Below are 12349 nucleotides of genomic sequence, written 5' to 3'. Positions count from 1 at the left end.
CGAAAGAAAGACCGGCCAACTAGCCTTCCCCGTTCCCGTTCGCCTCTTCCTGCATCGTCAAAAGCTTCACGTCGCTATCCTTCTGTGCGGGCGGGCGCGGGTTCCATTCCACCTTGTAAAGATCAAAACGACGATCGCGCAAATTCTGCGTGGTGCCTGAATTGCGGCTCATCGTCAGCTCATCAATCTTGACGTCGGCGAACACCACCATTTCCGTGTTGGCGTCCGATGCGGCCGCGATCCCGTCGCGCGCGAACGGAAAATCGCACGGCGTAAGGATGCAGCTCTCGGCGTAATGCACATCCATATTCTCGACATCCGGCAGGTTGCCGACGACGCCCGCCATCACCACATACATCTGGTTTTCGACCGCGCGCGCCTGGCAGCAATAGCGCACGCGCAAATAACCCTGCCGCTCGTCGGTGCAGAACGGCACGAACAATATCTTGGCACCCTGATCGACAAGGTAGCGCGCAGGTTCCGGAAATTCGGCGTCATAACAAACAAGCACGCCAATCTCGCCGCAATCCGTCGGAATGGCCTTCAGCTTGTTGCCGCCGTTCACGTTCCACCAGTAACGCTCGTTCGGCGTGGGATGCAGCTTGGGCTGCATATACACCGCACCGCTGCGCAAAAACACATATGCGTGGTTTTCGACCGTGCCGTCCGTCATTCTCGTCAGATGTGAACCGCCGATGATATTGGCGTTGTATGAAATCGCCAGCTTTTGCATGAATTCGACATATTCGTCGGTGAAGCCGGTGATTTTCTCCAAAGATTGCTGCGGTGTAAGCTTTTTCTTTTCCGCCGACAAAAGCTGCATGGTCAGCAATTCGGGGAACAAGATAAAATCTGCCTCATAGTCCGCAGCGACATCGACGAAATATTCGACCTGCTTGCCGAACTCCTCGAACGAACCAACCTTGCGCATCTGGTATTGCACGGCGGCGATACGGACGGTGTTTTTCGCCCGCCCCCGCTGTTCCGAACGCCTCGTGCCGATTTGCTGCACCAGCGGGTTCTTCCACACCATATGCGTGGCGAACCCAAGTGAATCCTTGTCATACGGCATATAATCTTCGAGCACGCCGATAATCTCGAACCCGTTGCGAAGATGGAAATTCAGCACCGGGTCGCTGTACTTTTTTTCCTGCACGCGCTTCACATACTCCTGCGCCGTGCCGGCTTCCTTGATCTTGCGCGCAAGGTTCGGGATGCGCCCGCCGAACACGATACCTTTAAGCTTCAGATCACGGCACAATCTTTTGCGGGCGTTATATAGCCGCTGGCCGATGCGCAGACCGCGGAACTTTTCGTTGACGCCGACTTCCATGCCGTAAAGGTAATCGCCCTCCGGGTCGTGGCGGGATGCGAAGCCATGCCCCGTAATTTCCCGCCACGTATGCGGCTGCAGCGCCAGATCGCCGGAAATGATAAAGGTGGCGCAATGCCCCACAATCTCGCCGTTATATTCGGCAATGAACTGCCCTTCGGGAAAGATACTGATATGGCCGATCATCTCTTCTTCAAGGCTGGCATTGCTGCCATAGACCTTTTGGCTCAGCGCGACCATGCCCGGCACATCCCTGAATGTCGCCTGTCTGACAACCAGATTGATTTTCTTGGCATCCATGCGCTGTTACCCGACCCTGTTCCGGTTCTTCGAAGAATCTTTCTTGTTGATACAAGGTAGCATGCCGCTGCTCACATCGACACCACAGGCGCGAACATAATACGCAACCGAATACAACTGCTGCATGTGGATAAACCCGGCACATTGCTTGTAAATAAAATTAATTCTTCCAAATAACCTGCTGATAATTAACGTTGTGGCGTTTTGATTACACTGATGCCACAAAAAGCAAATCCGGGTATTTATGGCCTTACAAGCTGCTTATTTATGCTAGCCTTCGCTCAGTTTTGTTGCATTCCCGTCTTTCCGGAGGATTCCCATGAAGTTCGTTCCTACCAAATCAGTCCTGCTCGCCGGCCTTGCCGTTGCGATGCTTTCCGCCCCAGCCCAGGCGGCGCAGAACATGGACTCGCCTTATGGCGAACCGCAGCAGGATTGCGGTTGCGGCCAGTGGGGCGGCCTGTATGCAGGCGGCCATATCGGCGGCACATGGGGTGATTTCAAATACAACCCCGCCAATGCAGGCCCCGGCGGCACCGGCGGCAACATCATGGGCGGCGGCCAGCTGGGCTACAATGTCCAGTTCAGCCAGTTCGTGATTGGCGCTGAATTCGATTTCTCGTTCATCGACATTGATGCCTCCACCGCAGGCGCGGGCTCGTTCGAAGAAGACATGCAGTACACCCTGCGCGGTCGTTTCGGCTACGCACTGGGTCGCTACCTGCCTTACGCGACCGTAGGTGTCGGCTTCACGACATCCGAATCCAAGCTCGCGGGCACGGCCGCCACCGGCGACAGCACCCATGTTGGCATTGCCGCAGGCGCGGGCGTCGATATCGCCCTGAAGGACAACTGGTCAACGCGGCTCGAATATCTGTATGTCGATGCGCCCAAGGAAACCTCGACGCTCGGCGGCACGGCCGTGACCGGCGGGTCCGATAACCATACGTTGCGCGTCGGCTTCAACTACAGGTTCCAACTCTAATCAATCCAGGAGGAAGTAATATGCGTATTGTTGTGATCACCCTGCTCGCCACGATGGCCACTGTGCTTAGCGCCTGCAGCGGCAGCTTCAGCTGATTGTTTAAATTCCAGAAAGCCGGGCCGCGCAAGCTGCCCGGCTTTTTTGTTGCCCTTTACGGCGCGCTGTTCCATTCCACCACGTGCCAGCTGCTTTCGCCTTTCGGCTGTAACACGCAAAGATGTCCGGTCTTGACCTTGGCTTTATCCGAAGGCGGCTCGCCGGTCGCGATTGCATGAATGAAGCGCAAAATTCCGTTGCTGGTGCATAAAAACGTTGTCGCATCGCCGCGGCACGCTTCCAGCGCCCTTGCCGCACGGGCGCGCACCATATCGGCCGACTCGCCCCAGCCGGCCCCGGCCGGCCACACACCGCGTTTCTGCCACGCTTCCAGCGCTTTGCCGCCGCCTGCGGCCTTTATATCTTCGTCGCCCCGGCCTTCCCAAGCGCCGTAATCCAGTTCGATCAAATTCCGGTCCGTCACAACATTGTAGCCATACTTGATGCCGATAATTTGCGCGAATTCCATCGTACGCTTCAACGGCCCCGCGATAATGCGTGCCGGAACGTGCCCGTTTCTTTGTAGCCATGCCGCCACACGTTCCGCTTGCGCCCTGCCTTCCGGCGTGAGCGGCAAATCGGTACCCGCACCGACCATAACAACCTTGTCCCCGGGCCCAAAGGTGTTGCCGTGGCGCGCAAGGACAATCATGCGGTATCCGTAAAACGATAGCTGCCATCATAGACCGGCAGCAATTCGCCTTCCGCCTTGATCAGTGCTTCGGCGCGGCGCGCATCTTCCTCGCTATCCACACCCCAATGCGTGCGCCCCCGGTAATCGACCGGCACAACGCGGATCGCAATGCCGTTTTCAAGCGCGCGCAGCTGTTCAAGTTGCTCCGCCTGCTCGAGCGGCCCCGGCGGCAACGCCACCAACTGCTTCAATGCCACGGGCCGGTAGGCATAAAGCCCGATATGCCGGTGCAGTAACGGCCCGCCGCCCGAAGGGCGGTTGAACGGGACAGGGCTTTTCGAAAAATAGAGCGCATCCATGTTTTTACCGAACACAACGGTGGTACCGCCCGCCTCGCCCGCTTTTTTGGCTTGCAGGAATTTTTCCGCAGCTTCCGCACTCATTTGCGTGGCGGGCGTCGCGATCTGCACGGCAGGGTCTGCAAAGGCCTGCAGAACTTTCTGGAGCACCCAAGGCGCCGTCAGTGCGGCATCGCCCTGTAAATTCACAGCAACATCCGGCGCGCCGCCAAGCACATCAAGCGCCGCCGCCACGCGCTCGGTACCGTTGCGGATTTCGGGTGCGGTCATCACGCATTGCGCGCCGATCTTGCCGGCGAATTGCGCGATGCGGTCATCGTCCGTCGCAATCACGGCGTCATCGACGCCCGGGGCGCTTTTCGCGAGCGCCCAGACGCGCTGCAACATGGGCACGCCCGCGATCGGATGCAGCGGCTTGCCCGGAAAACGGGTTGAACCGTAGCGTGCGGGAATGATGACGGTATTTTGCTTCGGCTTTGCCATTGTCATCAGGGGTACATCTGCATCGTGGTCCAGTTGCCGCCTTTGTACTGATATACAAGCCGTTCATGCAAACGGTGCGGACGATCGTGCCAGAACTCTATCAACACAGGCTTGATCCTGTAGCCGCCCCAGTGCGGCGGGCGCGGCACATCTTTGCCTTCAAACTTCTTCTCGAACGCCGCAACGCTGGCTTCCAACTCGGCCCGGTGATCGAGCGGCGAAGATTGCGCCGATGCCCATGCGCCTATCTGGCTGCCGCGCGGACGGCTGGCAAAATAGGCATCGCTTTCGGTCTCACTTACAGCCTCGACCGCGCCTTCGGCGCGCACCTGCCGCCGCAGGGATTTCCAGTGCAAACATACCGCGGCTTTCGGATGTCTTTCTAGGTGCTCGCCCTTGCGGCTTTGCCGATTGGTGAAAAAAGCGAACCCGCACTGGTCAAACCCCTTTAGCAAAACCATGCGGATGGAAGGCGTGCCGTCGGGGCCAACGGTAGCAAGCGCCATCGCGTTCGGATCGTTCGGTTCGGTTTTTTCGGCTTCCGCCAGCCATGCGGCGAAAAGCTCGTACGGGTCCGCCGTGGCGATAATCCTTTGCCCCGCAACCCGTTCAGTCATGGATATGCCCTTCGGATGACACAGTTGCGCCCAAATTGCCCATTACGCTAGACTAGCGGCGTTATGTTAGTCCAAGGATCCGCTTTCAACAACAGCGTATGAGGAATCTCCGCATGAAACGCTTTATGCTTCTTGCCCCGGTGCTTGCCGCGGCGCTTGCTCTCACGGCCTGCCAATCCGACAGCTGGGGCCAGAAACAAACTGCCGGCACGCTCGGCGGTGCCGCGCTCGGTGGCTTGCTCGGCAACCAGTTCGGTGGCGGCACCGGCAAAACCATTTTCACCGCAACCGGCGTTTTGCTTGGCGCCTGGCTTGGCAACGAGATCGGCACCTCGCTCGACTCTGCCGATCGCAATCAGCTGCGCTATGCCGAAACGCGGGCCTACAGTGCCCCGGTCGGCGAACAGATCGTCTGGAACAATCCGCAAAGCGGCAATTACGGTTCGGTCACGCCCGTGCGCGATGGTTACACGAACACCGGCGCCTATTGCCGTGAATTCCAGCAGACCATCACGGTCGGCGGCAAGGTACAGGAAGCCTTTGGCCGCGCCTGCCAGCAGCCTGATGGTTCCTGGAAGATCGTTCAGTAAACAGGCTGATTTATAGTATTGTGGGAGGGACTCGGGCGCTGCGTCCGGGTCCCTTCTGATTCCGGCACCGGTCCACACCATGGCAATGCGCGATCCATACCAAGTCCTTGGCGTTACGAAATCGGCATCGGCCGAGGAAATAAAGCAAGCCTATCGTAAGCTTGCCAAGCAGTTGCACCCCGATCTTAACCCGAACAAAAAAGACATAGAACAACGCTTCAAGGAAGTCACCGCCGCCTACAATCTGCTTTCGGATGCCGACAACAAAGCCCGCTATGACCGCGGCGAAATCGATGCGGGCGGCAACGAGCGTGGCGGGTTTGGTAACTACGGCGCCGGTCAGCCCGGGCACGGCGGTACGCGCAGCTATCGCACTTATACAAGACAAGGCGCTGGCCAAAACGCGGGCACGGGCGGCGGAGAGGGCGACCCCTTCTCCAGCTTCGGGGAAGATCTGTTCGCCGATCTGTTCGGCATGCGCCGGCGCGGCGGCGCGGCGGCGGAAGACAAAGTCAAGGCGCGCGGCAGCGATGTCAGCTATTCCCTGAGCGTGCCGTTTATCGATGCCTGTCTCGGCAGCAAGCGGCGCGTAACGATGTCTTCGGGCAAAACCATCGATGTCACCATTCCACCAGGCACGGATGACGGCAGCAAGCTGCGACTGAAGGGACAGGGTTTGCCCGGGCTCGGGGAGGCGGGCGACGCGATCATCGAAATCCATGCCGAACCCCACCCCTATTTTACCCGCAAGGGCCATGACATTCTTCTTGAAGCGCCGGTCAGCATCAGCGAAGCGCTTCTCGGCGCCAGCATCAAGGTACCAACGCTCAGCGGCAGCGTCGCGGTCAAGGTGCCGCGCGGGGCCAACACGGGCACCGTGCTGCGGCTCAAGGGCAAGGGCGTACCCCATGGCAAGGCGGGCGCGGCGGGCGACCAGCATGTAAAGCTGAAAATCGTGCTGCCCGAACCGCCAGACGACAAGCTGACCGAGGCGGTTGAGAAATGGTCCCGGAAATACAGCTATGATCCGCGCATAAAACTGGGCTGGTAGGCGTATGTTCAAGCGAGTTTGACCAATTGAATCAGTCGTGTAGATTGAAAGCAGCAAGACAGTAACGAGGCTCTTATGGCAACAATTCTAACCGCGCCCGCAAAGGGCAATCTGATGGAAGGCAAGCGCGGGCTTGTGATGGGCGTCGCGAACGACCGCTCCATCGCATGGGGCATAGCCTCCGCCGCCGCCGCGCAGGGCGCACAAATGGCCTTCACCTATCAGGGCGAACCGCTGCTCAAGCGCGTCAGGCCGCTGGCCGAATCCATTGGCTGCAACATGCTGCTGCCGTGCGACGTTACGGACGAAGCCAGCCTCGATGCCACATTTGCCGAAATCAAAAAGCAATGGGGCAAGATCGATTTCGTCGTGCACGCCATCGCCTTTTCCGACAAGAAGGAACTCGATGGACGCTATCTGAACACCACGCGCGATAATTTCCTCCGCACGATGGATATATCCTGCTATTCGCTGACCGCCGTTGCGCAGCGCGCCGTACCGCTGATGAACGAAGGCGGCAGCTTGCTGACGCTGAGCTATATCGGCGCAGAGCGGGTGATGCCGCACTATAATGTCATGGGCGTAGCCAAGGCCGCGCTTGAAGCCAGCGTTCGGTATCTGGCCGCCGATCTTGGCCGCGAAGCGGTCCGCGTCAACGCCATTTCGGCAGGGCCAATCAAAACGCTGGCCGCCAGCGGCATCGGCGATTTCCGCCATATCCTGCGCTGGAACGAGCTGAATGCCCCGCTCGAGCGCAACGTCACGCAATTGGAGGTCGGCAACACCGCCCTGTATCTGCTGAGCGATCTTGGCACCGGCATGACGGGCGAAGTACTGTATGTCGATGCCGGGTACCACGCGATCGGCATGATGAATGTCGATGCCGCAGGCGAACTGGCTACCATGCTGCAGGAATTCAGCAATACAACGAAACCGGCGTAACGGCGCACCATGGCAGGCAACAGCTTCGGCACCCTCTTCCGCTTCACGACATGGGGTGAAAGCCATGGGCCCGCCATTGGCGTTGTCGTTGACGGCGCGCCGCCGCTAATCCCGCTCGGCCCGCAGGATATTCAGGGTTATCTCGATAAGCGTAAACCCGGCCAGTCGCGCTTCACGACCCAGCGCAAGGAACCCGATACGGTCAAAATCCTTTCGGGCGTCTTTGAAGGCGTAACCACTGGCTCGCCCATCGCGCTCATCATCGAAAATCAGGATGCACGATCGAAGGACTATGGCGATATCAGCGAAAAGTTCCGCCCCGGCCATGCCGACTATACCTATTGGGCAAAATACGGCGTGCGCGATTATCGCGGCGGCGGCCGGCAATCGGCGCGTGAAACCGCTTGCCGGGTCGCGGCCGGCGCCATAGCCCGCAAAATTCTCGGCGAGAAAATCAAAATCCGCGGCGCGCTGGTCCAGATCGGCAAGCATAAAATTGACCGCAACCGCTGGAACTGGAGCGAGGTCGGCAAGAACCCGTTTTTCTGCCCCGACAAAAAGACCGCGGCGTTGTGGGCCGGTTACCTTGACGATATCCGCAAGCAAGGCTCATCCACCGGCGCGGTAATTGAAGTTGTGGCATCCGGCATTCCCGCCGGGCTGGGCGACCCTGTGTACGATAAGCTCGATAGCGATCTCGGGCGCGCGATGATGACCATCAACGCCGTCAAAGGCGTGGAAGTGGGCGATGGCTTTGCCGCGGCCGAACTGGCGGGCGAAGATAACGCCGATGAAATGCGCAAGGGCAAGAACGGCTTGCCGAAATTCCTTTCCAACCACGCGGGCGGTATTCTGGGCGGCATTTCGACCGGGCAGGATGTCGTTGTGCGTTTTGCCGTGAAACCGACCAGCTCGATCCTCACGGCGCGGCGGACCATTGATATTCGTGGCAACAATACCAATATAACAACCAAGGGCCGGCACGACCCATGCGTCGGGATCAGGGCCGTGCCGATCGGCGAAGCTATGATGGCTTGCGTGCTTGCCGACCACCTGCTGCGTTACAAAGCTATGCGCCCGGACCGGAAACCCGGAAAAACCCGTAAATAGCCGCCCCTACCATGCCTCGCTTCTAACCGCTTGTGTTTTGCCGCGAACGGACCATAATCCGCCGCCTCACCTCAAGGATACCCTGACCGATGCTTCTCGTGCCCGAAAAAAAGCTTCCCATGATTGTCTGGGAAGAATGGAGCGATATCGTCTATGACCGCATGGGCGTGATCGCGGCAACTTTGTTCGAGCATGCCCGCGAAAAGGAAGCCAAGTTTTTTGAATTTTACCGCGCCGAGCTGAAGGAACTTTGGCTCAAAACCAAAGACAGTCAGCGCGACGAGCTGTACCGCCAGAACTATGCGATGATCTACAGGCGCTTCCTGCGCGAGCTGCCCAAAACGGCGGAAACGCTGCAAGACCTGCTGGGCGACGATTGGCGCGCGGGTTTTAGCGAAGTGCCGGAACGGCGCAAGGGCGAACAAACCGACGGCGACAATGGCGGCATAGGCTTCAAGACGCTGCGCGCCGCCATGATTTTTGGCTATCCGGATTATGACAATCCCCGCGGCATCGCCGATGGCTGGCCCCGCCCTGGCTACCTGACCTTCGTGATGCGCAACATGATTCTGGGACAGGTCGGCTTCCTTTATATGGGTGCTCTCAAGCCCCGCGATGGCATCACGCCCGGCTCCATGCCCGCCCTCGGCTACGAGATGGATAACCGCATGCATGGCGAAGAGCGCATGATGCGCAGCATATTCAACGTGGCTCCCAAACCGGCCGCCTGATCAAAACAGCCTGAAAACGCTAAGAAACTAACTCTGCAAATAAATACGGGCCGTCGCACTTTTCACTTTCATTCCTTGCGATTCAGCGACGACCGCTATATCATAAACACCTGATTTGATTATTTAATGGGGTAGTTATGCCCACGCCTGAAACAAAAGCATCCTTTGATGAATGGATGCAGGCCTCCGGAGCGCTTATTAGGCGGCTCACAACTGTGTCCACGGTTTACCGCAATAACAAGCTGGACGGCAAAGCCCGCGACCTCGACGTGTTCCTCGTCAAGCTGCGCCAGACGACGCTTGAAGACGGGCTGCACAGCCATGCCGGTTTCAAGACCGGGCAAGATGGCTCGAAATACGACGAGCTTCGCATCAACAGCCTGACCGTATTATGCACGGAGCTGATCGATAAGCTGCCAGAAATCTCGCTCGATATGCAGCAGCTTCTGCGCTCAAGCTGGACCGGCGATTGCAATGGCCGGCTCGCCGCCGATCTGTTCAAGGGCCCCGTCGGCACAAAGAATGAAGGCATCGGCAGCGGCAACGCTTTCGATGGCATGTTGCCCTGGGTGATCAGCAATCTGCTCGACCGTGAAGAACGCGGCACAGACAGGCCGCTGCGCACGTCCGCCACGGCCATGCCGGTGGCGCCCGACGAACGGAACCGGCGCACAGATCTCGCGCGCCGCTGGGCCGAAACCCGCACATCGCATCTGCGCAAGTCGGGCGGCATTGAATAACGCGCAGCCCCCGGCTTATGCGGGTTGCCATAACGGGCCCTGAATCTTAAGATGCACAAAACAACGCCAACCGTTGCGTTGCAAAGCGGATTTGAGAAATCATGCAATCATACAGCCAACGCGCCCCTTTTAACGACTGGTGGTACTGGTCGGAATGTCTCGTGAAGCGCTTCCGTACCATCAGCGAAATATATAACGAAAATGGCGAAGTCATACGCGGACAGGAAGCCGCGGAATGGGCCCGCAAGCTCAAGGATAACTGCGCCGCCGTCGTCAACGCCATCCGCAAGGGTATGAAGACCGACGAAGAAAAAGCCAAGATCCGGGAACTGGAAGAAGAGGCCATCTTCAAGGCGGCCGCGATGTTGCGTGAACTGCTGGTCAACTTCCCCTTCATCTCCAGCTCGATGCAGGATTTCCTGTTCGTCAATTGGGAAGATTGCAAGTGGGATGACACCGGAGAACAGCAAGAGGAAATTGACGAAGAAACCGGCCTCCCTATCAAGAAAAGGAAAAAGCGCGGCACGCGTGATACGCGCGTGATCGAGCTTTTCTGGGGCCCCAAGGCGCGGCAGGACGAAGGTATCCGCAGCGGCAAACACGAAGACGGCGGCATCCCCGGCATCCTCTATAACCTTTTGCTGGCCGAACGTACGTCATCAAGCCGCGCGCCAACCGAATTCGGCAAGATGATGCAAATATCCGCGACGCAGCAGAATGTCGCCACCAACAAGAATGATGCCATGAAAAACATGATGCAGTTCAAACCGTCGGGCTCCATCTGATAATGCAGGAAACCAGCACCAAGCCGGCAGCCGATTACGAAGACGAATCCGGCGCATCCATAAAAATCCACCCCCCGGAAGCGTTTGCCGCCATGCACAAGGCGGGCCGGCTGGCCGCCGAGGTGCTTGATTACATCACGCCCTTCGTGAAGCCGGGCGCCGTCACGGGCGAGCTCGACCGTTTATGCGAAACCTTTATCCGCGACCATAACGCGATCCCCGCGCCACTGAACTATCGCGGCTTTCCCAAGGCGACCTGTATTTCCCCGAATCACGTGGTTTGCCACGGCATCCCCGGCGAAAAGACGCTGGATGAAGGCGATATCGTCAACATCGACATCACCGTTATCCTTGACAGCTGGCATGGCGACACCAGCCGCATGTTCTTTGTGGGCGATCAGATCAGCCTGAAGGCCCGCCGTCTCGTTGATATCACCTACGAAGCTCTGATGCGCGGCATCAACGCCGTGAAGCCCGGTGCAACGCTCGGCGATATCGGCTATGCGATACAAAGCTTTGTCGAAGAAAACCGTTTTTCCGTCGTGCGCGATTTTTGCGGCCACGGGCTCGGGCAGGTCTTCCACATGCCGCCTTCTGTCCTGCATTATGGCAGACCGGGGCAAGGCACGGTGCTGAAACCGGGCATGATTTTTACGGTCGAGCCCATGGTGAACGCCGGGCGCTTCGAGGTGAAGGTTCTGAACGATGGCTGGACCGCCGTCACGAAAGACAAATCCCTTTCGGCCCAGTTCGAGCACAGCATCGGCGTCACCGAAACCGGCTATGAAATTTTTACCCTCTCCCCCGCAGGCTTCCACCACCCGCCCTATAGCCCCGCAGCAACATGACCGCCAAGCCCCGGAAACTTTCCGAAGCCCGGCAAGACAAAATTACCGCAGAATCACCGCACTGGCTCGGCCACCGGCAGCGGCTGCGCGAACGGCTGTTCGGCAACGGGCCGGATTCGCTGCAGGATTACGAGTTGCTCGAACTGCTGCTCGGCGCCGCCATTCCGCGCCGCGACGTCAAACCTTTGGCCAAAGAGCTTTTAAATGAGTTCAAGGATTTATGGCATATCGTTCATGCGCCCGCACAGCGTCTGCGCGACGCCGGGCTGGGCGATTCGGCGATCGGCATCATTGCGGTCGCGGGCGCTATCGCGCTACGGGGGCAAAAACAGCAGCTGGTCAACAAGCCCCTGCTCAACTCATGGCAAAGCATCGTCGATTACTGCCAGGCCGCCATGGCCCACGAAAACAAGGAACAGTTACGGCTTCTATTCCTCGACCGGCGCAACAATCTGCTGGATGACGAAGTTCATCAGCGCGGCACGATCGACCACACCCCGGTTTATCCCCGTGAAATCGTGCAGCGGGCGCTGGAGCTTGGCGCGGGGGCCATTGTGCTTGTCCATAATCACCCGAGCGGCGACCCAACCCCAAGCCAGGCCGATATCGACATGACCCGGGCGGTCATCGCCGCCTGCAAACCGCTCGATATCACGGTGCACGACCACCTGATCATCGGCCACGGCAAGGTTGTCAGCTTCAAGACGCTTGGAATCATGTAAAAGCGGCCTTGCCGGGCGCTGCG

At 58.6% G+C, this 12349-nt stretch carries 14 protein-coding genes; 10 read left to right on the top strand and 4 right to left on the bottom strand.

The genetic code is table 11. The annotated features are described in order from the left end of the window. Positions 1-19 precede the first annotated feature (19 nt). Positions 20-1633, bottom strand: coding sequence for a GNAT family N-acetyltransferase (locus tag GC131_03950; GenBank protein ID MBI1273223.1), 1614 nt, complete (start codon positions 1631-1633; stop codon positions 20-22). Positions 1634-1952: 319 nt separating this feature from the next. Here GC131_03950 and GC131_03945 point away from each other — a divergent pair, with 319 nt between their 5' ends. Further along, entirely contained in the window at positions 1953-2618 is a 666-nt protein-coding gene (locus GC131_03945) for an outer membrane beta-barrel protein (protein MBI1273222.1), read from the top strand. A 151-nt stretch (positions 2619-2769) separates the two neighbouring features. Here the strand turns inward: GC131_03945 and GC131_03940 are convergent, their stop codons facing one another. From GC131_03940 to pdxH, 3 genes are read right to left on the bottom strand one after another with little or no spacing between them, the layout of a single operon-like run. Next, entirely contained in the window at positions 2770-3366 is a 597-nt protein-coding gene (locus tag GC131_03940; protein ID MBI1273221.1) for a histidine phosphatase family protein, read from the bottom strand. After that, complete coding sequence (gene kdsB / locus GC131_03935; GenBank protein MBI1273220.1) at positions 3363-4190, bottom strand: 3-deoxy-manno-octulosonate cytidylyltransferase; 828 nt, start codon at positions 4188-4190, stop codon at positions 3363-3365. Before kdsB ends, GC131_03940 begins: the two co-directional genes overlap by 4 nt. 5 nt (positions 4191-4195) lie before the next feature. Beyond that, positions 4196-4807, bottom strand: a complete 612-nt coding sequence (gene pdxH / locus GC131_03930) for a pyridoxamine 5'-phosphate oxidase (GenBank protein MBI1273219.1) — start codon at positions 4805-4807, stop codon at positions 4196-4198. A 113-nt stretch (positions 4808-4920) separates the two neighbouring features. On the opposite strand from pdxH, the gene GC131_03925 reads away from it, so the two are divergent. From GC131_03925 to radC, 9 genes are all read left to right on the top strand, one after another. Next, positions 4921-5397: a glycine zipper 2TM domain-containing protein gene (locus tag GC131_03925; protein MBI1273218.1), complete on the top strand. Its 477-nt coding sequence runs from the start codon at positions 4921-4923 to the stop codon at positions 5395-5397. A gap of 79 nt (positions 5398-5476) precedes the next feature. Continuing rightward, positions 5477-6448 (top strand): DnaJ domain-containing protein, encoded by a 972-nt coding sequence (locus GC131_03920; protein MBI1273217.1) that lies wholly within the window; start codon positions 5477-5479, stop codon positions 6446-6448. Between the two features lie 114 nt (positions 6449-6562). Beyond that, positions 6563-7390 carry an enoyl-ACP reductase FabI gene (gene fabI / locus GC131_03915; GenBank protein MBI1273216.1) on the top strand — a complete coding sequence of 276 codons (828 nt, stop codon included), beginning with the start codon at positions 6563-6565 and terminating at the stop codon, positions 7388-7390. A 9-nt stretch (positions 7391-7399) separates the two neighbouring features. Then, entirely contained in the window at positions 7400-8500 is a 1101-nt protein-coding gene (gene aroC / locus GC131_03910) for a chorismate synthase (protein MBI1273215.1), read from the top strand. An 89-nt stretch (positions 8501-8589) separates the two neighbouring features. Continuing rightward, positions 8590-9231, top strand: coding sequence for a hypothetical protein (locus tag GC131_03905; protein MBI1273214.1), 642 nt, complete (start codon positions 8590-8592; stop codon positions 9229-9231). 215 nt (positions 9232-9446) lie between these two features. Then, the gene (locus GC131_03900) at positions 9447-9971 is read left to right on the top strand and encodes a hypothetical protein (protein ID MBI1273213.1); all 525 of its coding nucleotides are present in this window, start codon (positions 9447-9449) and stop codon (positions 9969-9971) included. Positions 9972-10072: 101 nt separating this feature from the next. Next, complete coding sequence (locus tag GC131_03895; protein MBI1273212.1) at positions 10073-10756, top strand: hypothetical protein; 684 nt, start codon at positions 10073-10075, stop codon at positions 10754-10756. A 2-nt stretch (positions 10757-10758) separates the two neighbouring features. Beyond that, positions 10759-11604 (top strand): type I methionyl aminopeptidase, encoded by an 846-nt coding sequence (map, locus tag GC131_03890; GenBank protein MBI1273211.1) that lies wholly within the window; start codon positions 10759-10761, stop codon positions 11602-11604. Then, the gene (gene radC, locus GC131_03885; protein ID MBI1273210.1) at positions 11601-12326 is read left to right on the top strand and encodes a DNA repair protein RadC; all 726 of its coding nucleotides are present in this window, start codon (positions 11601-11603) and stop codon (positions 12324-12326) included. The genes map and radC overlap by 4 nt, the downstream gene beginning before the upstream one ends. The last annotated feature ends 23 nt before the right edge of the window (positions 12327-12349 follow it).

The organism is Alphaproteobacteria bacterium (assembly GCA_016124955.1).
GTDB lineage: Bacteria > Pseudomonadota > Alphaproteobacteria > UBA9219 > RFNS01 > RI-461.
Note: the sequence above shows the minus strand (reverse complement) of the source record. Positions and strands in the feature narration are given on the sequence as shown.

Bases quoted from the DNA above. Each gene is read 5' to 3' on its own strand.
- GC131_03950 (MBI1273223.1), bottom strand. From the start codon at position 1,633: ATGGATGCCAAGAAAATCAATCTGGTTGTCAGACAGGCGACATTCAGG.
- GC131_03945 (MBI1273222.1), top strand. From the start codon at position 1,953: ATGAAGTTCGTTCCTACCAAATCAGTCCTGCTCGCCGGCCTTGCCGTT.
- GC131_03940 (MBI1273221.1), bottom strand. From the start codon at position 3,366: ATGATTGTCCTTGCGCGCCACGGCAACACCTTTGGGCCCGGGGACAAG.
- kdsB (MBI1273220.1), bottom strand. From the start codon at position 4,190: ATGGCAAAGCCGAAGCAAAATACCGTCATCATTCCCGCACGCTACGGT.
- pdxH (MBI1273219.1), bottom strand. From the start codon at position 4,807: ATGACTGAACGGGTTGCGGGGCAAAGGATTATCGCCACGGCGGACCCG.
- GC131_03925 (MBI1273218.1), top strand. From the start codon at position 4,921: ATGAAACGCTTTATGCTTCTTGCCCCGGTGCTTGCCGCGGCGCTTGCT.
- GC131_03920 (MBI1273217.1), top strand. From the start codon at position 5,477: ATGGCAATGCGCGATCCATACCAAGTCCTTGGCGTTACGAAATCGGCA.
- fabI (MBI1273216.1), top strand. From the start codon at position 6,563: ATGGAAGGCAAGCGCGGGCTTGTGATGGGCGTCGCGAACGACCGCTCC.
- aroC (MBI1273215.1), top strand. From the start codon at position 7,400: ATGGCAGGCAACAGCTTCGGCACCCTCTTCCGCTTCACGACATGGGGT.
- GC131_03905 (MBI1273214.1), top strand. From the start codon at position 8,590: ATGCTTCTCGTGCCCGAAAAAAAGCTTCCCATGATTGTCTGGGAAGAA.
- GC131_03895 (MBI1273212.1), top strand. From the start codon at position 10,073: ATGCAATCATACAGCCAACGCGCCCCTTTTAACGACTGGTGGTACTGG.
- map (MBI1273211.1), top strand. From the start codon at position 10,759: ATGCAGGAAACCAGCACCAAGCCGGCAGCCGATTACGAAGACGAATCC.
- radC (MBI1273210.1), top strand. From the start codon at position 11,601: ATGACCGCCAAGCCCCGGAAACTTTCCGAAGCCCGGCAAGACAAAATT.